At 63.6% G+C, this 21748-nt stretch carries 20 protein-coding genes; 12 read left to right on the forward strand and 8 right to left on the reverse strand.

Features of this window, described 5'->3' with window-relative positions; genetic code table 11:
* Positions 1-82: 82 nt before the first annotated feature.
* The 4 genes from prmC to AC3DET_RS14955 all read left to right on the forward strand — a co-directional run bounded on the left by prmC (position 83) and on the right by AC3DET_RS14955 (position 3422).
* The gene (prmC, locus tag AC3DET_RS14940; RefSeq protein WP_488392113.1) at positions 83-955 is read left to right on the forward strand and encodes a peptide chain release factor N(5)-glutamine methyltransferase; all 873 of its coding nucleotides are present in this window, start codon (positions 83-85) and stop codon (positions 953-955) included.
* Positions 956-986: 31 nt separating this feature from the next.
* Positions 987-1928: a prolyl aminopeptidase gene (gene pip, locus AC3DET_RS14945; RefSeq protein ID WP_337731345.1), complete on the forward strand. Its 942-nt coding sequence runs from the start codon at positions 987-989 to the stop codon at positions 1926-1928.
* Between the two features lie 43 nt (positions 1929-1971).
* The gene (locus AC3DET_RS14950) at positions 1972-2865 is read left to right on the forward strand and encodes a dienelactone hydrolase family protein (RefSeq protein ID WP_337731344.1); all 894 of its coding nucleotides are present in this window, start codon (positions 1972-1974) and stop codon (positions 2863-2865) included.
* Positions 2866-3005: 140 nt separating this feature from the next.
* Complete coding sequence (locus tag AC3DET_RS14955; protein WP_488392114.1) at positions 3006-3422, forward strand: DUF4019 domain-containing protein; 417 nt, start codon at positions 3006-3008, stop codon at positions 3420-3422.
* Between the two features lie 6 nt (positions 3423-3428).
* Here AC3DET_RS14955 and AC3DET_RS14960 read toward each other — a convergent pair whose 3' ends face one another.
* Entirely contained in the window at positions 3429-3983 is a 555-nt protein-coding gene (locus AC3DET_RS14960) for an NUDIX hydrolase (RefSeq protein WP_488392115.1), read from the reverse strand.
* Positions 3984-4210: 227 nt separating this feature from the next.
* Here AC3DET_RS14960 and AC3DET_RS14965 point away from each other — a divergent pair, with 227 nt between their 5' ends.
* From AC3DET_RS14965 to AC3DET_RS14990, 6 genes are all read left to right on the forward strand, one after another.
* Complete coding sequence (locus AC3DET_RS14965) at positions 4211-6493, forward strand: glycosyltransferase family 2 protein (RefSeq protein ID WP_488392116.1); 2283 nt, start codon at positions 4211-4213, stop codon at positions 6491-6493.
* Positions 6494-6512: 19 nt separating this feature from the next.
* Positions 6513-7301, forward strand: a complete 789-nt coding sequence (locus AC3DET_RS14970; RefSeq protein WP_488392117.1) for an ABC transporter permease — start codon at positions 6513-6515, stop codon at positions 7299-7301.
* A 10-nt stretch (positions 7302-7311) separates the two neighbouring features.
* Positions 7312-8442: an ABC transporter ATP-binding protein gene (locus AC3DET_RS14975; protein WP_488392118.1), complete on the forward strand. Its 1131-nt coding sequence runs from the start codon at positions 7312-7314 to the stop codon at positions 8440-8442.
* Positions 8443-8516: 74 nt separating this feature from the next.
* Positions 8517-9332 (forward strand): glycosyltransferase family A protein, encoded by an 816-nt coding sequence (locus AC3DET_RS14980; RefSeq protein WP_488392119.1) that lies wholly within the window; start codon positions 8517-8519, stop codon positions 9330-9332.
* Between the two features lie 14 nt (positions 9333-9346).
* Positions 9347-11038, forward strand: coding sequence for a glycosyltransferase family protein (locus tag AC3DET_RS14985; RefSeq protein WP_488392120.1), 1692 nt, complete (start codon positions 9347-9349; stop codon positions 11036-11038).
* Between the two features lie 56 nt (positions 11039-11094).
* Positions 11095-13557, forward strand: coding sequence for an adenylyltransferase/cytidyltransferase family protein (locus AC3DET_RS14990; RefSeq protein WP_488392121.1), 2463 nt, complete (start codon positions 11095-11097; stop codon positions 13555-13557).
* Positions 13558-13602: 45 nt separating this feature from the next.
* On the opposite strand, the gene AC3DET_RS14995 is transcribed toward AC3DET_RS14990, so the two are convergent.
* The 4 genes from AC3DET_RS14995 to AC3DET_RS15010 all read right to left on the reverse strand — a co-directional run bounded on the left by AC3DET_RS14995 (position 13603) and on the right by AC3DET_RS15010 (position 16654).
* Positions 13603-14376: a CatB-related O-acetyltransferase gene (locus AC3DET_RS14995; protein ID WP_488392122.1), complete on the reverse strand. Its 774-nt coding sequence runs from the start codon at positions 14374-14376 to the stop codon at positions 13603-13605.
* Entirely contained in the window at positions 14373-15104 is a 732-nt protein-coding gene (locus tag AC3DET_RS15000; RefSeq protein ID WP_488392123.1) for a class I SAM-dependent methyltransferase, read from the reverse strand. The genes AC3DET_RS14995 and AC3DET_RS15000 overlap by 4 nt, the downstream gene beginning before the upstream one ends.
* A gap of 67 nt (positions 15105-15171) precedes the next feature.
* Positions 15172-16062, reverse strand: a complete 891-nt coding sequence (locus tag AC3DET_RS15005; protein WP_488392124.1) for a 5'-3' exonuclease — start codon at positions 16060-16062, stop codon at positions 15172-15174.
* A 10-nt stretch (positions 16063-16072) separates the two neighbouring features.
* On the reverse strand, positions 16073-16654 hold the full coding sequence (locus tag AC3DET_RS15010) for a nitroreductase family protein (RefSeq protein WP_488392125.1): 582 nt from the start codon (positions 16652-16654) through the stop codon (positions 16073-16075).
* A 154-nt stretch (positions 16655-16808) separates the two neighbouring features.
* On the opposite strand from AC3DET_RS15010, the gene AC3DET_RS15015 reads away from it, so the two are divergent.
* Together AC3DET_RS15015 and AC3DET_RS15020 are read left to right on the forward strand one after the other, a co-directional pair.
* Positions 16809-19121, forward strand: a complete 2313-nt coding sequence (locus AC3DET_RS15015) for a DUF1631 domain-containing protein (protein ID WP_337731339.1) — start codon at positions 16809-16811, stop codon at positions 19119-19121.
* Between the two features lie 92 nt (positions 19122-19213).
* On the forward strand, positions 19214-20320 hold the full coding sequence (locus AC3DET_RS15020) for an NAD(P) transhydrogenase subunit alpha (protein ID WP_488392126.1): 1107 nt from the start codon (positions 19214-19216) through the stop codon (positions 20318-20320).
* 9 nt (positions 20321-20329) lie between these two features.
* Here AC3DET_RS15020 and AC3DET_RS15025 read toward each other — a convergent pair whose 3' ends face one another.
* The 3 genes from AC3DET_RS15025 to AC3DET_RS15035 are packed head-to-tail and all read right to left on the reverse strand — an operon-like array spanning position 20330 to position 21743.
* Positions 20330-20770 (reverse strand): DUF3106 domain-containing protein, encoded by a 441-nt coding sequence (locus tag AC3DET_RS15025; protein ID WP_488392166.1) that lies wholly within the window; start codon positions 20768-20770, stop codon positions 20330-20332.
* Positions 20770-21177 carry a hypothetical protein gene (locus AC3DET_RS15030; RefSeq protein WP_446538047.1) on the reverse strand — a complete coding sequence of 136 codons (408 nt, stop codon included), beginning with the start codon at positions 21175-21177 and terminating at the stop codon, positions 20770-20772. Before AC3DET_RS15030 ends, AC3DET_RS15025 begins: the two co-directional genes overlap by 1 nt.
* Positions 21174-21743 (reverse strand): RNA polymerase sigma factor, encoded by a 570-nt coding sequence (locus tag AC3DET_RS15035; RefSeq protein ID WP_192201868.1) that lies wholly within the window; start codon positions 21741-21743, stop codon positions 21174-21176. Before AC3DET_RS15035 ends, AC3DET_RS15030 begins: the two co-directional genes overlap by 4 nt.
* Between the last annotated feature and the right edge of the window lie 5 nt (positions 21744-21748).

Below are 21748 nucleotides of genomic sequence, written 5' to 3' on the forward strand. Positions count from 1 at the left end.
CATACGCCATTGAGCACCATGATGGTGCGCCGCGGTGACGGGGCTGCGTCAGGCCCGTGCCGCCCCGGTACCATGCGCAGCCATGCCCGCCGAACCGTCCCTTTCACGACTCGACCAGGCCCTGCGCGTCGCTGCGGGACGCCTGCCCGGCCCGGATGCGCGCCACGAGGCCGAGCACCTGCTGCTGCACGTGCTCGGCCGCGACCGCGCCTGGCTGTTCTCGCATGGCGACGACGCGTTGCCCGCCGAGTCGGCAACGGCCTTCGAAGACTTGCTGGCGCGTCGCATGGTCGGCGAGCCGCTTGCCTATCTCCTTGGCCAGCGTGGTTTCTGGACGCTGGATCTGCAGGTGTCGCCAGCGACGCTGATTCCGCGACCGGAAACCGAGCGGCTGGTCGAACTGGCGCTGGCGCGCCTGCCCCCCGATCACGCGCTGCGCGTCGCGGACCTCGGCACCGGCAGCGGGGCCATTGCGCTTGCGATCGCCAGCGAGCGGCCGCTCGCGCAGGTGGTGGCGACGGACATCAGCGCGGAGGCGCTTGATGTCGCGGGAGCGAACGCGCAGGCCAACGGCATCGCCAACGTCGCCTTCCGCCACGGCAGCTGGCTGGCGCCGCTGGCCGGCGAGCGATTCGATCTGATCGCCAGCAATCCGCCTTACATCGCCGAAGACGATCCCCACCTCGCGCAGGGCGATCTGCGCTTCGAGCCGCCGTCGGCACTGTCGTCCGGCAGGGACGGACTGGATGCGGTACGCGCGATCGTCCTGGCGGCGCCGGATCATCTGGTGCCGGGCGGATGGTTGTTGCTCGAGCACGGCTGGGATCAGGGTGCGCCGGTACGCGCGCTGCTGATGGCGCGCGGATTCATCGACGTGGCAACCGAAACCGACCTGGAGCACCGCGACCGGGTCACGCTCGGACGCGTAACGGAAGCGCAGGACGCGAGCCGCTAGACTATCGGCTTTCGCCCAGGAAACGCCGCCCATGCGCACGCTGTACCCCGAGATCGAGCCCTTCGACACCGGCACGCTGAAGGTCGACGACCGCCACACGCTGTACTACGAACAGTGCGGCAACCCGGACGGCAAACCGGTCGTCCTGCTGCATGGCGGGCCGGGCGCAGGCTGCAGCCCGAAGATGCGCCGCTTCCACGATCCGGCCAAGTACCGCATCGTGCTGTTCGACCAGCGTGGCTCCGGCCGTTCCACGCCGCATGCGGACCTGGTGGACAACACCACCTGGGACCTGGTGGCCGACATCGAAAAGCTGCGCGAGACACTGGGTATCGACCGCTGGCAGGTGTTCGGCGGCAGCTGGGGCTCCACGCTGGCGCTGGCCTATGCGGAGACGCACCCGCAGCGCGTCACCGCACTGGTGCTGCGCGGCATCTTCATGCTGCGCCGCTGGGAACTGGAATGGTTCTACCAGGAGGGCGCCAGCCGCCTGTTCCCGGATGCGTGGGAGCACTACCTCGCCGCCATCCCGCTTGTCGAACGGCATGACCTGATCTCCGCTTTCCACCGTCGCCTGACCTCGGACAACGTGGATATCCGATTGGCGGCGGCGCGTGCGTGGAGCGTGTGGGAAGGCGCCACCAGCTTCCTGCACGTGGACGAGGATTTCGTCAGCGGGCACGAAGACGCCGAATTCGCGCTGGCGTTCGCGCGCATCGAAAACCACTACTTCGTCAACGGTGGTTTCTTCGAGGTCGAAGACCAGTTGCTGCGTGATGCGTCGCGCATCGCCGACATCCCCGGCGTGATCGTGCACGGCCGCTACGACGTGGTCTGTCCGGTCGCCAACGCCTGGGAACTGCACAAGGCCTGGCCGAAAGCGAAGCTCGAGATCACACCGGCATCCGGTCATTCGGCATTCGAGGCGGAAAACGTCGACGCGCTGGTGCGCGCAACGGACGAGTTCGCCTGAGGTCGGCACGTCGACCTCGTTGCCGCAGCTTGAGGGGAAGGAAATGGACGATCAGCGCAAGCAGGCTTCCGGGTTCGACCAGCGCGTGCTGGATCTCTACGACGACTACGCGCACGGCCGCATAGACCGGCGCGGTTTCCTCTCCGGTGCCGCGCAGTTCGCCGTGGCCGGCACCACCGCTGCGGGACTGCTCGCGGCGTTGATGCCGCAGTACGCGTTGGCGGCGCAGGTGGCAACGGATGACCCACGCATCACCACGGTCTATCGCACGTTCCCTGCGCCCGCGGGTCACGGTGAGGGGCGTGGCTTGCTGGCCATGCCACGGACTGCGGGTCGCCACCCGGTGGTGTTGGTGGTGCACGAGAACCGCGGCTTGAATCCCTACATCGAAGACGTCGCACGCCGCCTGGCGGTGGCCGGCTTCATCGCCTTCGCCCCCGACGCGCTGTATCCGCTTGGCGGTTATCCCGGCAATGACGACACCGGACGCGAGATGCAGGCCACGCTGGACCGCGCCAGGGTAATGGCGGATATGGAAGCCGCAGCGCACTTCGCGCATGGGCTCCCGCGCACCAACGGCAGACTGGGCGTGGTCGGGTTCTGCTTCGGTGGCCTGGTCACCAACCTGTTGGCGGCGCGGCTGCCCGAGCTGGTTGACGCGGGCGTGCCGTACTACGGAGGCCAGCCCACAGCGGAAGAGGCGGCGCGCATCAAGGCGCCCCTGCTGCTGCAGTTCGCCGAGCTGGACACGCGTGTCAACGCGGGGTGGCCCGCCTACGAACAGGCGCTCAAGGCAGCCGGTGTGTCCTATGAGGCGCATGTCTACCCGGGCGTCAACCACGGATTCCACAACGACACCACGCCCCGTTACGACCCGGCGGCCGCTGACCTCTCCTGGCAACGCACGCTCGCGTTCTTCCGCCTGCAGCTCGCCTGATCGACGTACGGCTCCCTGCGCCACCCGTGAGGTGCCGGGCGTGTCCGGTGCACGCACAGCGGTGCGATCCAGTCGTGTGGGTGCCGCTCCTTCCTTGAGGCGTGACGGCGTAGGCCACGTGATCTGGAGCGGATCGAGCAATGACGGCACACGCGGCAATGCAGGCGGGCGACGCGAGGATCGGGCTGGAGGATGTCGACATCCCGCGGCTCGGGATGGCGGCCATGCGGTTCATCAAGGCGATCGAACAGGGCCAGCACGACGTCTTGTGGGATGCTGCCTCCGCATCGATCCGTCGTGCGATGGGACGTGAGGCGTTCGTCGCGCTGATGGCGCAGCGGCACGGTGCGCTGGGTCGGGGGCGAAGCCGTCGCTGGGCGGCCGTGCGCGTCGACCAGCCGAGTCAGCGGCCGCGATGGCAGCCGGGCACGTATGCCGTGCTGGAGTTTTCGGTGATGTTCGGCGAAACCGGCGCGCCGCATCGCGAAACGGTGACGCTGCGGCGCGAGGACGAAGGCGTCTGGCGCCTGGCGGGCTACGCGGTCAAGGCCGACTGAGGCGCGTCAGCCGCGCGGCGTGCCGTCCAGGGTGTGGTCGATCATCCAAAGTCCCGCCCAGAGCTTGGCATCCAGTTCGTACCCCTCCCGCATCTTCTGCACCAGCCACGCAGCGGCGCGCGTGCGCGGGACGGCGTGCACGGTGATGTCCTCGTCACCATCACCGCCGCCTTCGCCGATCCTGCGCAGCCCGGTCGCCCGGACGAAGGCGATCTTCTCGCTGCTGCTGCCGGAGGATGTCGGGCCGATCATCAGGACCTCGGCCTGCTGCGCCGTCCAGCCGGTTTCCTCCTCCAGTTCACGGATGGCGGATACCTCGATCGACTCGCCGGCATGGATGTCGCCGACCAGGCCCGCGGGCATCTCGATGGTCCGTGCCTGCAACGGCACGCGGAACTGCTCCACGAACAGCACGTCGTCGTCCGGCGTCACCGCGATGATGATGGCCGCCAGCCCACCGGCATGCGCGCGTTCCACGTATTCCCACGTGCCGCGCACCATCATCCGCTGGTACTTGCCTTGCCACACGATGTGGGCGGGTTGTTGGTGGGTGTCGCTCATGAGGCGAAGTCCGTCCTGGTCCACGGGAATGCAAATGTGAGATCAACATGCGCCATTGGAGTGTCCTTCATTTCAGTCGCATGACGAATGATGAGAAAACATTGTTGCACGTCAATAACGGGGGGCCGTGACCCCGTACTTCAGGAGTATCGGGCGCCATTGAAGGAAAGCCCAATCGAATCATGTCCTTGCGCTCTTGGCGACCCTCCTGGATGGCACCTCTGAGTGTGCGTCTGATCCCGCTTCTGCAACTGGTGACTCACGGGGTGTCATCCGGAGCGGCCGAGTACGTGGCCGAAGGGGACGACCCGCAATTCCGCGTTGATCCCGATCTTGGCATCCATGCGCTGGTGCCGGGTTGGTATGTGATGGAGGTTGTTCTTCAAGCCACAGAAGGAGCTATCCAGCGCCCCTGCCTGTATCCCGATTACGGCGGCGGCTGCAGCGAGGCGACGCGCATCCCGCTCCCCCAACCGGATGCCTTGGGGCGAATAAGAGCGTTGGTCCTGATCAGCCGGACACTGCGTGCCATGCGCTTCGATCCGACCATCCGGCCCGCGCGATTCCGGATTGGTGTCCTGAAGTTCAGCCGGATTACACGTCCACGCGCCTTGTGGATGCTGCTGCGGGGCGCCGACAAATCCAGCGAGGTGCAAATCGCGCCCTTGCTTGCGCGGTTGATCCGCTTTGTCAAAGACGCTGGCCGGCAGGGACTCAGTCCTGCGGTCGATGCCCTGGTGCATTGTCACTATGGCGCATCGCGCCATGCCGCCGGCGGTTATGTTCAATGGCTGGATCATTTCGACCCTCTCAAGGGGCGTGGACTTGAGCAGGCACGCATCAATGCCGACCAGTTCACGAATGGCCCGCTGATCTCAGTGGTGCTGCCTGTCTACAACACCCCACTGACATTCCTCAGGCGATGCATCGACAGCGTGCGAGGTCAGACATATCGGAACTGGGAGCTCTGTATTGCAGACGATGCCTCGCCCGACCCCCGTGTTGCGGAGTGTCTCAACGCCTATGCCAGGGACGATGCGCGGATCAAGGTCGTCATGCGCACGCAGAATGGACACATCAGCGAAGCCACCAACAGTGCACTGGCGATGGCTTCCGGTACTCATGTCGCCTTCCTCGACCATGACGACGAACTGAGTGCTGATGCGCTGCGTCAGGTAGCGCTGGCTCTCGCGGAACACCCCCGGGCGCGACTGGTATACAGCGACGAGGACAAGATCGATGCGTCAGGTCGTCGCTTCGACCCGCACTTCAAGCCGGGGTGGAATCCGGAACTGCTCCGTTCCCAAAACTACATCTGCCACCTGATGGTGGTCGAGACCAGTTTGTTGGCGCAGGTCGGCCTGTTGCGCACGGGCTTCGAGGGTTCGCAGGATCATGACCTCGTGCTCAGGTGCACCGAGGTGCTGCTTCCCGAGCAGATCTGCCATATCCCCAAAGTGCTGCATCACTGGCGCGCTATAGAAGGTTCGACTGCGCTCGGGGGTGACCAGAAGAGTTATGCATCGGAGGCCGGGCGCCGTGCGGTAAGCGATCACCTGCAGCGTATACGGCGGGACGGCGCAGTGGAGATCGTATCTGCAGGGTGCTACCGCACCCTGCTGGTGCTGCCCGCTTCCGCCCCCAAGGTCAGCGTCATCATTCCTACCAAGGATCGCGCCGACCTGCTCTCGCTGTGCGTGGGGAGCGTGCTGAAGAAGACGGAGTATCCGGACATCGAAGTCCTGGTGGTGGACAACGGCAGCCTAGATCCCGATGCGCGCGCCTTGTTGAAGGAGCTGCGGCAGACGCCTCAGGTCCGCGTGCTGGATTATCCCATCCCGTTCAACTTCTCGGCGATCATCAACCATGGTGTCCGGCATGCGACGGGAGACGTCCTTTGCTTGCTGAACAACGACACCGAGGTCATCAATCCGTCTTGGCTCCATGAACTGGTGGGTCGTGCGATCCAGCGTGACGCGGGCGCGGTCGGCGCGATGCTCTACTACCCCGACGACACCATCCAGCATGCGGGTGTGGTGCTGGGGTTGGGTGGCGTGGCAGGCCATGTCTATACCCGCATGGATCGCGGTGCGCCGGGTTACATGGCGCGGGCATGGGTCGCCCAGAACATGAGTGCCGTAACCGCAGCCTGCATGGCGGTGAGGAAAGCAGTCTTCGAGGAAGTGGGTGGCTTCGACGAAGTGCTGCCCGTTGCTTTCAACGACATCGATTTCTGCCTGCGCCTGCTGCGGGCCGGCTACCGCAATGTCTGGACACCGTATGCCGAGCTCTACCACCACGAATCCGCGAGTCGCGGCAGCGAGGACTCGCCCGAGAAGCAGGCGCGCTTCGCTGCGGAAGTGCATGCCATGAAATGGCGCTGGGGTGATCTGCTGCACGACGACGCGGCCTACAACCCCAACCTCACGTTGGACCAGGGCGATTACGGCCTGGCCTTCCCGCCGCGCTCGCCGAAATTGCGCATCGCCGGCGCACCCACCCAACACTGAAGTCCCAGGCAATCGAACAATGAGTCTTCTTTTCCGGCATCTCGCTGAAAGCCTCCGTAAACCCGACCATTGGCTCTACGCCAGCTGGCTGGATGTCATCACCAAGTACCGCAAGAACGCGCTGGGACTGTTCTGGATCTTCTTTCCGCCTACCGTCTACATCTGGGGGCTGGGCGCGTTCATGGGCGCGATCCAGGGCAAGCAGATGGGTTCGTTCCTGGCTCACATAGGATTCGGATTCATGCTCTTCCGGCTGATGTCGACGATGTTCATCGAAGCCGGAGCGACGTTCGCGGCACATCTTCCGTATATCCATGACGGCAACTTGAGGCTCACCGACTACGTGCTGCGGACTTTGTCCAAGGCGCTTATCCATTTCCTGTTCGCCATTCCTCTGTTGGCACTGGTGCTGGTAGGGGAGGCGTCCGTTTCGCCGCTAGGGTTGCTCTTTTCGTTCGCGGGCCTGTTGGTCGTGTTGTTGAATCTCTTCTTCTTGGGGGTGCTGGTGGCGCTCGTCGGCGCGCGCTATCCCGACGTCAACGTTTTTTTCGGTAGCGTGATGCTCGCGGTGTTCCTGATAACGCCCATCGTCTGGCTCGCCGAAGCGGCGCCTGCGGACACGATGCACGGCACGCTGATGCGCGCCAATCCTTTCCATCACATGCTCGCCGTGGTTCGAGGCCCGATCCTCGATGAGGCGATCGAGATGTCGACCTACATCTACATCGGTGCGATGACGGTGGCCGGAGTGCTGATATCGGCGTTCTCCTATTCGCGGTTCGCACGTCGCGTTCCGATCTGGCTCTGAGGAGGCCGACGTGACAGTTTCCCTGCGCGCATACAACGTCTCCCTCGAGCTGCCGACGGAAGTCCACAAGACGGGTCGCAAAGGCTATAGCGACCTGCTGGCTACGATCTCGGGTGCCGTCCGCTACCAGTCCACTATCCTTTCCGGCATCAATTTCGCGGCGGCCGACGGCGACCGTATTGGCGTCATGGGGCTCAATGGCGCGGGAAAGACCACGCTCCTGCGCGTCCTCAATGGAGCTTATCCTCCCACCGCCGGGGTCGTGCGCGCCGAGGGCACCCGGCAGTCCCTGCTAAGTCCTCTGCTTGGTTTCTCCGAGTTCGCGTCGGTCGCTGAAAACATCTTCCTGCGCGGAACGGCCATGGGCCTGCGCTACCGCCAACTGAAGATCGCAGCTCCGGAGATCCTGGAATTTGCGGGTCTTACAGATCGCGCTGAGTATCCGTTGTACTCGTTGTCCAGCGGCCAGAGGATGCGGTTGGGATTCTCCATCTCGACCGCGGTGCAACCCGATATCCTGCTGATGGACGAGTGGCTGTCGACCGGTGATGCTTCATTTGTCCAGCGAGCCAGAAAGCGCATGACGGACCGTTTCGAAGGAAGCCGGATCGTCGTGATCGCGAGCCACAGTACCGGGCTCCTGAGGAACACCTGCAACAAGGCAATGGTACTGGACAAGGGGAAGATGAGGTTTTTCGGTGAAATCACCGAAGGCCTGGATGTGTATCGCGAAATGATCTCGCTCGCGTCCGCCGATGTTCGGGATGCGGCGGCCGGCGACGATCCCATCCTGTTCGGAAGCACGACAGGTGTGGTCGAGCGCATCCGGGCCGCCGGTGGGGCACTCGAGGTCTCGGGCTGGGCGATGGACGAGCGCGGAAAGGAGCCTGCCGTGGTGTGCCTGGAATTCTCCGGCGAGAAGCACCTGATAGAGACCTTCGAACGCATCCAGCGCGACGACGTGAGCTCTTACCTCGGGAAGACGTCCGGAAAGTACGGCTTTCGCGTGTCGCTGCCCTTGCTGGAAGCGACCGATGTCGCGCACCTCGTCGAGCACTTGCGGGTCAGCGTCGGCAAGAATACTTCGCGACTCAGCCCTCCCTTGCCTCTGGTCCGCGCGAGCGTCGTCGAGACGGACTGAGGCAGCTGCGATCTGCACACGGCGCCGCGGTCAGCGCCCCGTTGCTCAATTAATGATGTGGAAACTAGATCACTATGAATGAAGTCGTCAGCACCGTCGTCAGATTCCACGATCCAGCCGGCTTGGCCAGGTTGGAGCGTGCGATCCAAAGTCTTCATTCGCAGACGGACGTTCTTGTGCAAACGATCGTCGTCACCCAGGGATTCAATGGCGACGATCTCGCGCGGGTCAGAGAGTGCGTGGGTAGGCAATGGTTCTTCGAGTGGATGCCGCGGCCGGTTGTCCTAAATCATGCCGACCAGTCGCGCCGTGACATCAGGTCGGATCTGATCAATCTTGGCATCGAGGAGCACAAGCGACGTGGCAATCGCTACCTTGCCTTCCTCGACTACGATGATCTGCTCTATACCCACGCGTACAAGACGCTCACTGCGGCGCTGTCGAACACGGCGGCGGCAGTCGCATTCGCCGGCATGGAAATGGCCCATGCGGTTGGCTTGCAGGATTATGACTTCATCTATGACATGAGCAAGCCTTTCAAGGGGAAGAACAAGCTGGACCTCGTGCACGAGAATTTCGCGCCGCTCCACTCCTATATGGTGGACTGCAGCAAGGTCTCGGCTCACGAGCTCCAGTTCAGGAGCGAATTGAACCGTGTCGAGGATTACGACTTCCTGCTGCGTGTGGCAGGCCCCAATCCTTGCGACTTCAGTCAGCTGAAGGTGTGCATTGGCGCGTACATCCAACGAAGTGACGACAGCAATACGACGCCAAAAGGCGTCGACACGCCTGAAGACAAGATCAAGCAGGAGGTCTGGAAGTCGAATCGCGATCTGCTGAACAGTCTTCGCAGCACTTACGAAGTCAAGCTGTTTGCGTCCGACCTCTGAAAGGAAGTAGAGCGATGATCAACGAACGAATGAACGACGTTAACCTGCTTCGCGCGTCTGGGCTGGTGGACAGGATGTACCTCGCAGCCGCTATGGGAATGGATGCGGACGCAGCCGGCGTACCCATCGAACTGCTGTATCTGGAGAATCCCAGCTACTGGGCGGCGGCGACTTCGCCGTTGTTCGATGGGCGCTACTACCTCGGTCAGGTTCCCGAGATCAAGGATGCCGGCATCAATCCGCTCTTGCACTATGTGCAGAAGGGTTTCAAGGACGCAAGGTCGCCATCGCCCTTGGTCGACATGATGCACGTAACCAACCAGCTGATCGGTGACGTGGGGCGTCCAATAACCCTGGCCGACAGGCGAAAATCGCTGGAGCGCTACCCCGGTCTCCGGCAAGCCTTGCTGGAGACGGGTGCTGATCCGAACATATTCTTCAACAACAAAGTCTATCGAAGCCAGCATCACGCTATTCCCATCGGCGCTGTCGACATTCCGCTCGAGCACTACATCGCAAGGCGCGGACGAAACGGGGGGAGCTATCTCGAATGCTCCTCGATCGCGTCCTTCAAGTACTACATGGCAAACAACCGCGATCTAGAGCAGGCGGGCGTTGTCCCGCTTATGCACTTGCTGCAGTTCGGTCTCGCCGAGGGCCGGCGCTTTTCGCCCGCCAAATGCGTGAGCGAAAGCTTCCTTGGAAATGCCGCTTCGTTGTTCGGCGACGACAGCATGAAGACGTTGCCCGGATTCATCGCTGCCAATGGGGCTACGGGCCAGCTCGCGGGTCCGCAGTGGCCGACCCCGTTCACGAAAAAGCGGCTTCCCGCGCTGATTCACGAGGCGGTTAAGGGCGGCCGGAACTGCTTTGTCGGGATCGTGCTCTACAACAACAGCGACCAGGAGCTCCGCAAGCTGGAAGCTTCGCTGAAGCGTGAGGCTGCCGAGCACAAAGGTTACCGCATTCGCTGGCAGTACTTCTCCAACGATCCCGCCAACGTCGAGAGGTACGAGCGGATCGTCGATAGGCGAATCCTCGTGGCAGAGGGCGGGCACAATCTTGGTTTCGGGCGCGCGCACAATGAACTGATGCAGCGAGCGTTCCATGAAGACTCGCTCTATGTCGGCGCCAATCCGGATGGCTACTTCACGCCCGGATCGATCAAGGCGCTGATCGACATGTCCGACTATTTTAAGGGCCAGGCGCTCATAGAGGCGGTGGCGGCGCCGGTCGATCATCCGAAGTGGCATGACCCGGTAACGTTGGATACTAATTGGGTTTCGGGAGCCTGCTTTGCGCTGCCGAAGGCGCTGTGGGCGGAGACGCGCGGTTTCGATCCCGCCATCCATATGTACAGTGAAGACGTCGACCTTTCTTGGCGCGTCAGGTTGCTTGGAGGTCTGCTGAAGGTGTGTCCCTCCGCACGTTTCGTCCACGATGTCACGCCCAGGTTCAGTGCCGTCGAGACGCAGGACGTCGAGATCGCGCGCGCCAAGGCCATGCTGACGGGGGCGTACTACCTTGCGAGGAAGTGGGGTGATGCGCAGCAGGCAGCAAAGGTCAGGAACGCGCTGAGCACCTACTTCACGCCTGCTGAGATAGATGGCTTTGCGGCTCCCCAAGGGGTCATCTCGATGGATGCGGCTCGCCGCATCACCAACTTCTCCCACGAGCGATTCGCGCCTTCACGCTTCTGGAACTGACGCGTTGCCGTACGTAATGGCTGCGCCAGTGTACTGATCCACCAATCTGGTTATCGATGAAAAGAGTAATCACCTTCGGCACCTTCGATCTTCTGCACGAAGGTCATCTGAGGATCCTTGAGCGAGCCAAGGCGCAGGGCGAGTACTTGATTGTCGGCGTGTCGACGGATCGCCTGAATGCGGAAAAGGGCAAGCGATCGTTCTTCGACCAAGAGCATCGCAAGGAATGTGTCGCGGCCCTCGCCTGTGTGGATGAGGTGTTCTTCGAGGATTCGCTGGAGCGGAAGGACGAGTACATCCGCCAGCATCGCGCGGATATGCTCGTCATGGGCGACGACTGGCAGGGCAGGTTCGATTGGGTGTCATGCGAGGTCGTTTACCTGCCCAGGACGGAAGGCGTGTCGTCGACTGAGGTAAAGGCCAGTATCGGAGAACGATTCAAGCCCCTCCGGGTGCTGTTTGGCGACACTTACCTGAAGAAGCACTACGACTGTGCACTCAGCCTTGTCAATGAGATGACCGGCGCGAACATGGCGCCGGTCCTCACGCAGGGAAAAGCGCTTCCGCCTGGCATAGACTGTGACTGCATCGTGTACTTCAATTTGCCCGTCAATGCGCCGACCGGTGAATACGCCGGCAAGCCTCGGGTCCTGATCGATCATGGGGCCAGCAACCTGAAGTGGTTTCTGGCAAATCAGCGGCGATTTGATTTCTTCGACGTCATCATCACTGCGGGTCCTGATCACACTCGATCTCTCTTGACGTTCTTTCCGGACGCTCCCGATGGTCAGGGGAAAGTACGGTCCGCAGGATTCATCAAGTCGAAACAATTGCTAGGAACTCCGCTGCGAACGCGCGAGGAAGTATGCGCGGGATGCAATCTGGACCCTCTGAAGCCAATCGTACTGTTCGTTCCCACGTGGTATATAACCAACAATCGTGACATCGCAATTGCTATCGAGCAGATCGCGGAGATCGATAACCATGTCGCGCTGCTGCATCCAGAAACGGCACACATCGATACTTCCAAATTGAACTTGGCGGCAAACGAGAACGGCGTCTTGAGTGAGCTCTTGAAGCATGCTGACTGCGTGATTTCGGAACTGTCTTCAACTATTTTTGAGGCTGCAGCGCTAGGTAAGCCGGTTGTCCAGATCCTGTTGGCCGAATACTCGGACAACAATGCGTCGATGTTCGATTTTCCCTACTCGGCAGGGACGTCCGAGCTGTTCTGTGGGGGGCTGCCTTGCCGACCTCAAGGGGTGAAAGCGGCTGTCGAGCGTGTGCTTTCTGGTTCGGTGGAAGTCTTGGCAGCGCTCGCTGGAATGAGGGGCCGGATACTTCGAGGGACGTCGATCGTAGACGATAGCTCGGTAGCTATCGTTGATGAGATTGCGCGGGCGTGCCAATTGACGGCGACCGCGCTGGCGACGACTCGTGCAGCGCGAAAGCATTCGGTCGCCACTTATGCATTGGCGCATGAGAATCTTCTATTTTCCAGAAACACATTGATCGCTTGTGGTGGTGGTCGTATGGGGCCGCATGGGCCCTCGTCGTCTCGAGAGGCTCTCCAAGGCATGATGGCAGGGCTTGATTTCGTGGAGCTGGATTTTTCGCTTGCCTCGAATGGCGTGCACGTTGCCCATGAGGGTTCTGGTAGCAGATACAACCTCGATGTGCAGCTTAAGGACGTAGCAACCCAGGATTTCCTGTCGTGCAAGTTTGATGGCTTATTGACGCCGATCAGTGCATCGGAAGCAATCGCGGTTGCGGCGAAACGTAATAAAGTTGTGGTCTGCAATATCGTTGCCAAGGGTGACGAGTACGCATTTGTCCTTGAAGTCCTACATGCCTTGGCGGCAGAAGCTGGTGCGACCCGGCATGTGGTGATTGAGTGCGGGGATGTCCAGGAGCTGAACGCTGCGCTCCGTGCCGGATTCATGCGCGTAATTCTTGATGTCTGTCGATATCACGGGGGTGATCCCCTCGGCGATACGGCATTCGAGTTTCTGCGGATGGCGATGGATATCGAGCCATCGGAAGTCGTGGGAATCAAGATTCCGTATATGGGTAGGGATACAGGCGTCTCCACAGTCCAAGATCCGCGCTCGCTGGCACTCTTCCAATTCTGGCGCCGTATCTACGTGAAGGGAGCACCCATTGGGGAGTATGGAAAGATTCTCAATGGGAATTTCGGGCTGCTTGCCGAAGGTTACTCCGCCAAGTTCCAGTTCCAGCATACCCCGCCGGGCTTTGCTTGGAGGGAGTATCTTTTTCTCAATCCCGACATAGCGGCAGCCGGGCATGCGAATCAGGTTGGTGCGATTCTGCACTATCTGCACTATGGTCGCAGCGAGGGACGCATTCTCCGGTACTCAGTGCCGCCGGATTTTGCGCAGGCCATTTACGTAGACATGAATCCAGTGCTGCGTACGATTGGAATCAGTGGAGAAAACACGGCTAAGGCACACTGGACCAAGTATGGGAAAAAAGAAGGCCGGAAGTACAAGCGGAATTAAGCTCGTCCGGAGGGCTGTCCTTGATATCCATGGCAAGAACGCCGCTTACAGGGTCACGGTCAAAGGATTGAACACCGGGGTTGTGTCTCTGATGGCTGGGAGTAGATCGCTCGGCTCAAGAGCTTGGCCTGAAAATATTGCCCTGGGGTCATAGGTCCACCACTGCGAAGCGATGAGTTGTGCGATCGTCTCGAAATCGAAACGGAACTTTATTAGTTTCGCGGGATTCCCCCCGACGATCGCATATGGGGGGACATTGCCAGTCACTGTGCTATTGGCGGCGATGATCGCACCTGAGCCTATCGTGATCCCCAGTGCCAAAGTGCAGTTGGCGCCTATCCAGACATCGTGACCGATCACGGGATACTTCTTCTCGCCTGCCGTCGAGAAGCCAGAGGCAAATTTGCGGGTCGAGGGCGTCACGTACTCTTTGAACAGATTGTTTTCTGGCCGGAAAAGGAGCGCGGAGGTCGTCAAGCTCTGAATCGGATGCTGAGAGTCGATGAACTTCAGGCCTGTGGATATAGAGCAGTATCTGCCTACGGTAAGCCCGTCCGGAAGGGGGGAGTAGGAATAACTGAACGCCCCCATTGTGCAGAGGCCGCATGAGGGATGGCCGCCAACGAATGGCGCGTAGGTTCCACCGTACAGTCCGCAATTCTGCTCAACGGTTACTGAGTGCCTGAGTTTCAAGCGTTGGCCGGCGTGCAGCCATCCGTAGCGCCCATTGGCGGGCGCGGGGCTGTTGTAGGAGAGCAGGATGGTGTTCTGGTGAAGGCTTGCCATCAACTCTTCCGATACTTCCACTTCCCTGATCACGCTTCGTGCTCCATACAGCATACGGACTGACCGAGGCTACCCATATTTTCCATTATTCGGCCATCGTCCCAGACGACGGGTTCTGCAAGGGGAATATAGGCGGAGTCGCCGTCCAGGATCTGGGTGACACTTAGCGGGATATGGGCTGCCCAAGCATTGATCGCGTCACGATCCATGAATTGATTGAGTACTTTGTCGGCCCTCGGGTCGCTGAGTGAGGCCTCGAAAATGTTCCAATGCGAAGGCATTCGGAACTCCAGAAAGGAGAAGACAATCTTGCCCCCTGGTTTCAGGGCTCTCTTCGCCTCTTGTAAATAGCGGTAGGATTCTTCGAACTGAAGGTGTGTGAAAACGGAGAAGAAAGTGATGAAATCCGCGGAATGGTCAGGTTCGGGAATCGCCGTGCCCGCAGTTGCATAAAAACGCCAATCATCGCGGCCGGACATTCTGTGAGCGTACTGGAACAACTCGGGGACAATATCGATGCCGACGTACGACCCCGTGAGATAAGAGCTGAGCTGAGAGGCGAGGCGACCGCTACCGCATCCCACGTCTATCACGGAGTGGTGAGGTTGCAGGCCGAGATGTTTCAGGAGTTCAAGCTCAAGTTTGCCCACGGCCTCATAGTCGCCACCGACAGCCAGCGACATGGCCAGTGATTCATCGTGCGTGTCCAGCAGATCCTTGCTGTGTTTCAGATAGCTGGAAAGAAAATGGGGCAGCTTCATCCTGTGAATACCGGTCCGTCGTGCGTACCTCCATTCTAACGGCTTGTCGCAGCGCCCTGCGTCACTGTCACTCCAGCCCCGCAGCCACCCGCAGCCGCCGCCGCGTCATCGGGCCGAAGCGCAATGCATCCGAGAGGCCCGCCAGCATGTCGCCATCGGCGTGGCCTCGTGCGTGACCGGACTCCACCTCGCCAAGCGGCGCGTCCAGGGCGATCGTCGTGAGCTGGCGCCACAACAGGGCATGTTCGCGCTGTTCGCGCAGGCGCACGGCGAGCGTCGCGGCGCCGCGCAGGCGCAGGAACGCGACTTCATCCATGCGCGCGAGCAGGGTGTCCAGATCGCCGAAGTGCGCCAGCAGCACGGCGGCGGATTTCGCCCCGATCCCGGTGACACCGGGAATGTTGTCCACGGCGTCGCCCGTCAGCGCGAGGTAGTCGGCGATCTGCCGCGCTTCCACGCCGTGCCGGGCCTTCACGCCATGCATGCCCCAGCGCTGGCCGCGGGCGAAATCCCATTGCTCGTCGTGTTCCTGCAGGAGTTGCGACAGATCCTTGTCCGCGGACACGATGATGCCGCGGAACCCTTGCGGCCTTGCGGCATGCAATGCGCTGCCGATCAGGTCGTCCGCCTCGTATTCGCCGTGCGCGAGCACGCTCAGGCCGAGTGCAGCGCAGAGCGCCTTGCAGTGCGTGAACTGGCGCCGGAGTTCCTCCGGTGCGGGGTCGCGATTGGCCTTGTAGGCCGGATAAAGGCGATTGCGGAAGCAACTGTCCAGCGCCTCGTCGAAGGCGATCGCGATGTGCGCGGGGCGTTCCTTCTCGAGCAGCTCCAGCAGGAAGCGCGCGAAGCCGTGCACCGCGTTGGTGGGCCAGCCATCGGCATCCTGGAATTCGTCCGGCATCGAGTGCCAGGCGCGGAACACGTACAGGCTGGCGTCTACCAGATGGAGCGGGCGCATGACGGCCTGCTCAGGCATGGGGCGTCCAGTCGCTCAGCAGAGCCGCAGGATCCGGACGTTCGCGTTCGGGTGCGTCCAGCAGCGGTGTGCCGATGTGGATGAAGCCGGCGATCTTCTCGTTCGCAGCCAGGCCGAGCGTTTCCGCCACGGCGTCGTCGTACGCCATCCAGCCGGTCAGCCATTGCGCGCCGAAGCCGAGTGCCTGCGCGGATTGCAGCAGGGCGAAACAGACGCTGCCGGCCGTGAGCAGCTGCTCCTGTTCCGGCACCTTGTGGCCCGAGGTGAGGCGCGCGACCACGGTGATGATGACCGGCGCATGCGAGAAGCGCGCACGGTCCTTGGCGATCACGGCGTCCGCCGCAGCGGGATCGAGATGCAAGGTGCGTGCCGCCAGGTACTCGCCCAGTGCATGCCTGGCGTCGCCCTGGACGCGGATGAAGCGGAACGGCACCAGCTTGCCGTGATCCGGTACGCGGACAGCGGAAGCGAGCATCCGCAGCAGCGTGGCGTCGTCAGGGCCGGGTTCGCCGAGTTGTTTGGAGGGCACGGAACGGCGTGCGTCGAGGGCGTGCAGGGGATCGGTAAGCGACATGCGTCAAGTTTACCGTGCCACATCTTGTTGCATGGCACTAAAATGCCGAGGCCATCACGGTTGCCGGTCCGCCGGATTTCCTACGATGTCATGGCGGATCCCCGGTCCGCATCCCCCGAACTCCTTTCGCCTGCCAAGGCGGGGAACCTTGCGCATGTCGAACGTCCTCAATATCGCCGATCGGCCCGGTCGGGACACGCGCCTGCTGGACCAGGCGCGTGACGCCGCGATTCCGCCGCTGGTGGACGCCTTCGCGGTGGCACTGGGTCGTTTCGACGATGCGCTGTTCGACCGCGCCGAGCGGGCCGGTCCCTCGCAGATGGCCTTCCTCGACGCGATGCGCGAACTGCGCCGCCGCCGCGAAGACATCATCGTGCGCTTCCGCGCCCATCTGCAGCGTGCCTGGAGCGCGCTGCAGGAAGGGCAGCCGCTGTCCATGGAGCGGGCGTTCGCGCAGGGGTCGGAAGACGGACTGACCCTGATAACGGACCAGGAACTGGAGTCCCGGCTGGCGGTGCGCAACCTGGCCAGCGTCATCCAGCGCGACTGCAAGCCTGTCCTCGCCCGGCTGGACCGCCGCCTGGGCTGGATCGCCGGCGATGTCGTGCTGGACGTGGAGCTCAACCCCATCGGCCCCGAGCACATCGGCGTGGCCGTCCACCAGGCGTTCTCGGCGTGCGACCTCGCACCCGAGGTCCGGCTGGTGGTGATCAAGCTGTGCGAACGGGACCTGGTGCCCGCGATCGCGCGCATCTATGCGTCGCTGGACCAGCGCCTCATGCAGGTCGGCGTGATGCCGGAACTGCCATCGCGCCGCGCGCCGAAGCCCGAGGCCGGCGCGCCGCCGGACATGGAAAACGAGGCTGACGGTGGCGAAGAGCCCGGCGCACCCGCGTGGGCAGCGCGTTTCCTCAATCGGATGGCGGGCGTGAGCCGTGGCCTCGAAGCCACGCGCGCCGCCCCGATGATGGGCGGCTTCGGCGACGTGCCTCCGGGCTACGGCGCCGCGCCCGGTGCGCAAGGCGTCCTGCTTGAAGCCCTGCACCACCTGTTGCAGGAGTCGCGCCGTGGTCGCGATGCGGGCGATGCGGCGGAAGCGCGCGCGGCCGACCAGCGCCAGCGTGACCTCTCGCAGCGTGAAATGCTGTCGGTGCTGTCCCTGTTGCAGGCCACGCCCAGCGCCACGCTGCGTGCGGCGATCGGCGACAACGGGGAATCGCTGGCGCAGCGGTTGAAGAACGAAGTACTCAGCAGCGCCATGCAGCTGGGCGTGGACCCGTCCACCGCGCGCCTGGCGCCCGTCGACGAGGATGCGATCGACCTGGTCGGCATGCTGTTCGACGTGATGCTGGACGAGCGCGACCTGGAAGGCCGTCCGCGCGAACTGATCGGCCGCCTCGTGGTGCCGTTCGTCAAGGTCGCGCTGCTGGACCGGCGCATGTTCGTGCAGAAGACGCACCCGGCGCGCCGCCTGCTCAACGTGCTGGCGGAGGCCTGCGAGGGCAACAACGGCGAGAGCGCCGCCGAGCGCACCTTGCTGACCAAGGTGGAAGAGGTGGTCGACCGCCTGGTCGCCGAGTTCAACGAGAACCTCGCGATCTTCCTGACGCTGGAAGAAGAATTCCGTGCGTTCCTGGAGCAGCATCGCCGCCGCATCGAGATCGCCGAACGCCGCGCCGCCGAGATCCAGCGCGGGCAGGAGCGCCTTGAAGCCGCGCGTGCGCGCATGAACGCCGAACTGGACGAACGCCTCGCGGATCGCCGGGTGCCGCAGGCCATCGAGGATTTCCTGCGCCAGCCGTGGGCGCACCACGTCACCATGACGGTACTGCGCGAAGGCGAGGACGGCGACGGCCTGCGCGAGTCGCTCACCCTGGCGGACGGCGTGCTGGAAGAGCTCACTGAAGCGCAGCGCCATGTCGTCGGCAAGCCCTGGTTGCAGGCGTGGCGACCGGCGCTGCTGAAGGTCTTCGCCAGCGTCGGCATGAACCAGGATGCCGCCGGCGGCGCGGTGGATGCCCTGCATGACACGCTGCAGGCGGTGGCCGCCGCGCGGCCGGACCTGGAAAAAGCGCTGCCGGAACTGCCGCAGGTGGTGCTGCCGAAACCGGTCATCGACGAGGAAGCCACGCCGATCCAGCTGGTCGCCGGTGCGGATACGCTCGAGTTCGACCACAGCGATGCCGACCACTTCCGCAATCTTGCGATCGGCACCTGGCTCGATTTCATCGACAAGGACAACAAGGTGCAGGCGGGCAAGCTGTCGTGGGTCAGCCCGATCTCCTCGCGTCTGCTGTTCGTCAATCGCCGCGGCGTACGCTTCTGCGTCGCTTCGCCGGAAGAACTGGCCGCGATGGTGCGCCTGGGCCGCCTGCGTACGCACCAGAGCGAGGACGCCTTCGACAGTGCCATGCAGGGCGTGATCGAGCGCCTCGAACCCGCGCCGTCGCCCGCCGCGGCGGTCTGAGCACACGCCGGGACCGTCGGTCCTCCGCTTCCGCGCGGGGATGCCGCGCTCTGTTAGCATCGCGACACGGATGACCTAACGACGAGGGGCGCATGGCGGTCGAAGTTCGGGTACTGAAGGAAACCGCGACCGGTGAGCGCCGCGTGGCCGCGACGCCGGAAACGGTCCGCAAAATGCTGGCCGCAGGCGCACGGGTGACCGTGGAGCGCGGCGCGGGCCAGGCGGCCGGTTTCGTCGATCAGGCGTATGCCGATGCGGGGGCGGAGCTCGTCGATAGCGAAGGCCGGGGGGGGGCCGACCTGCTGCTATGCGTGCAGCCGCCGGCGCCCGACGCCATCCGCCATTTCAAGACGGGCGCCACGCTGGTGGGCGTGCTGCAACCGTCGGCCGATCCCGCGCGCGACGAAGCCCTTCGCGCACGCGGCATCCAGGCGTTCCCGCTCGAGCGGCTGCCGCGCACCACGCGTGCGCAGGCGATGGATGTGCTGAGTTCGCAGGCGGGCATGGCCGGTTACAAGGCCGTGCTGATCGCCGCGCAGCTGGCGCCGCGCTTCTTCCCCATGCTGACCACGGCCGCCGGCACCATCCGGCCCTCGAAGGTGTTGATCGTGGGCGCCGGCGTGGCGGGCCTGCAGGGCGTTGCCACGGCCAAGCGCCTGGGCGCGCAGGTGGAGGGCTTCGACGTGCGTCCGGAGACGCGCGAGCAGATCGAATCGCTGGGCGGGAAGTTCCTGGACCTGGGTGTCAGCGCGGCAGGCGATGGCGGGTATGCGCGCCAGCTGACGGACGAAGAGCGCGCGCTGCAGCAGCAGCGGCTGGCGGATCACCTGAAGGGCATCGACGTGGTGGTATGCACCGCGGCGGTGCCGGGGCGGCCCGCGCCGAAGATCATCAGTGCGGCGATGGTGGCGGGCATGAAGCCCGGCAGCGTCATCGTCGACCTGGCCGCTGAAACCGGCGGCAACTGCGAACTCACCCGGCCGGGCGAGACCTATGAGCACCAGGGCGTGACCGTGGCCGGACCCCTCAATCTCGCCAGCCTGGGCGCGGTCCACGCCAGCGAGATGTATGCCCGCAACGTGCTCAATTTCGTGTCGCTGTTCGTCAGGGAAGGCGCGCTGCAGTTCGATTGGGACGACGAACTGTTGGCGAAGACGGTGTGGCCGGAGCGGCCGCCGGCGACGCCCGCCGTCCCCTGACGGCGGATCTCAGCGGTCTGGTCGCCGGTCGCGGTCACGCGGCGGCGGCGCGTTGTCGCGCATCCAGACCTCGCGTTGTTCGGGCGTCATCTTCTTCCATTGCTCGCGCAGATCGGCGCGCTGTTCGGGGGTGAGCGTCTTCATGCGGCCGTAGAGCGCGCGTGCCTGTCGGCGCTGGTCGGGGCTCATGCCTTCGAAGCGCTTCATGCCGTGCCGTGCCTGCGCACGTTGCTCGGGCGTCAGCGCCTGCCAGCGCTGTGCACGCTCCATCATGCGGCCGCGCTCGTCCGGCTCGCGGTTCCAGCGGTCGCGCACGGGTGCGATGAGCGCCTCGCGCTGCTCGGGCGTGAGCTTTTCCCACGCAGGCAGCGGCGCGGGTGCGGACTGCGCCCATGCATGGCCGCTGGCGAGCAGCAGGCCGAGGAAGAAAAGACGGGGGGTACGGACCATCATGGGGTCGACTCCATGGCGAGGGGTTGGGCATCGGCGGAAGCCAGCCACAGATACAGGTCGGGGTCTTCATCGAGCGCGCTCGGCACGCCGAGTTCATCGGCGGTGGTGTCGTTCTCCGCCTGAGCAACCGCAGATATGGCGGTAGCCGCCGTGGGTGCGGAGGCATCCGGCGTGCGCGGCAGCCATTGCAGTCCCAGCCCCACCGCGAGCACGGCGGAGAACGCTGTCGCCGTGAGCCAGCGCCACGTACGCGGGCTACCGGACGCCGGGGCGTTGCGCCGGCTCTCGTGGCGGGCGTTGCGCAGTTGCATCAGCGTCTGTGGCGACACCTGTGCCAGGGCGGCCCGGTGCAGGCGACGGGCTTCCTGGTCGAAGCCGTGGTCATTGTCGTGGGTGGGGTTCATCGGAATTCCTCCAGTTGCCGTTGCAGGGCATCGCGCGCACGGGACAGGTGCGTCTTCACCGAGCCCTCCGAGCAGCCCATCGCGCGCGCCGTGTCGGCCACGTCCAGTTCTTCCAGCACGCGCAGGGTGAACGCTTCGCGCTGCCGGGCAGGCAATGCGCGCAGGGCATGCACGAGGCGCGCGTAGGCTTCGCGCTGGTCGTGCGCCTGCGAGGGGCCGGCGCCGTGGTCGGGCGCCCAGTCCACCGGGCCTTCTTCGCCGCGGTCGCCGGTCGGCAGCAGCCAGCGCAGCCGGAAGCCGGCGCGGCGCTGCAGGTCGACGATGCGCCGGCGCAGGATGCTCCAGAACAAGGGCGTCCATTCCGCAGCAGGGCGGTCGGCGTACACCAGCATCTTCATCATGGCGTCCTGCACCGCGTCCAGCGCATCCTCGCGATGGCGCAGGCCGGCTTCGGCGAAGCGGAACGCGCGCGGCCCGATGTCAGCCAGGAACAGATCGAGCGTCGCCGCCAGCGGGCTGGACGGCGACGTTTCCGGCGACGGACTGGGGGCAGTGCTCACCAACATAGCTT

Source organism: Pseudoxanthomonas sp. 97-1-1 (assembly GCF_057773125.1).

Bases quoted from the DNA above. Each gene is read 5' to 3' on its own strand.
- pip (WP_337731345.1), top strand. From the start codon at position 987: ATGCGCACGCTGTACCCCGAGATCGAGCCCTTCGACACCGGCACGCTG.
- AC3DET_RS15010 (WP_488392125.1), bottom strand. From the start codon at position 16,654: ATGTCGCTTACCGATCCCCTGCACGCCCTCGACGCACGCCGTTCCGTG.
- AC3DET_RS15020 (WP_488392126.1), top strand. From the start codon at position 19,214: ATGGCGGTCGAAGTTCGGGTACTGAAGGAAACCGCGACCGGTGAGCGC.
- AC3DET_RS14950 (WP_337731344.1), top strand. From the start codon at position 1,972: ATGGACGATCAGCGCAAGCAGGCTTCCGGGTTCGACCAGCGCGTGCTG.
- AC3DET_RS15025 (WP_488392166.1), bottom strand. From the start codon at position 20,770: ATGGTCCGTACCCCCCGTCTTTTCTTCCTCGGCCTGCTGCTCGCCAGC.
- AC3DET_RS15015 (WP_337731339.1), top strand. From the start codon at position 16,809: ATGTCGAACGTCCTCAATATCGCCGATCGGCCCGGTCGGGACACGCGC.
- AC3DET_RS15035 (WP_192201868.1), bottom strand. From the start codon at position 21,743: ATGTTGGTGAGCACTGCCCCCAGTCCGTCGCCGGAAACGTCGCCGTCC.
- AC3DET_RS15030 (WP_446538047.1), bottom strand. From the start codon at position 21,177: ATGAACCCCACCCACGACAATGACCACGGCTTCGACCAGGAAGCCCGT.
- AC3DET_RS15005 (WP_488392124.1), bottom strand. From the start codon at position 16,062: ATGCGCCCGCTCCATCTGGTAGACGCCAGCCTGTACGTGTTCCGCGCC.
- AC3DET_RS14990 (WP_488392121.1), top strand. From the start codon at position 11,095: ATGAAAAGAGTAATCACCTTCGGCACCTTCGATCTTCTGCACGAAGGT.
- AC3DET_RS14960 (WP_488392115.1), bottom strand. From the start codon at position 3,983: ATGAGCGACACCCACCAACAACCCGCCCACATCGTGTGGCAAGGCAAG.
- prmC (WP_488392113.1), top strand. From the start codon at position 83: ATGCCCGCCGAACCGTCCCTTTCACGACTCGACCAGGCCCTGCGCGTC.
- AC3DET_RS14970 (WP_488392117.1), top strand. From the start codon at position 6,513: ATGAGTCTTCTTTTCCGGCATCTCGCTGAAAGCCTCCGTAAACCCGAC.
- AC3DET_RS14980 (WP_488392119.1), top strand. From the start codon at position 8,517: ATGAATGAAGTCGTCAGCACCGTCGTCAGATTCCACGATCCAGCCGGC.
- AC3DET_RS15000 (WP_488392123.1), bottom strand. From the start codon at position 15,104: ATGAAGCTGCCCCATTTTCTTTCCAGCTATCTGAAACACAGCAAGGAT.
- AC3DET_RS14985 (WP_488392120.1), top strand. From the start codon at position 9,347: ATGATCAACGAACGAATGAACGACGTTAACCTGCTTCGCGCGTCTGGG.
- AC3DET_RS14955 (WP_488392114.1), top strand. From the start codon at position 3,006: ATGACGGCACACGCGGCAATGCAGGCGGGCGACGCGAGGATCGGGCTG.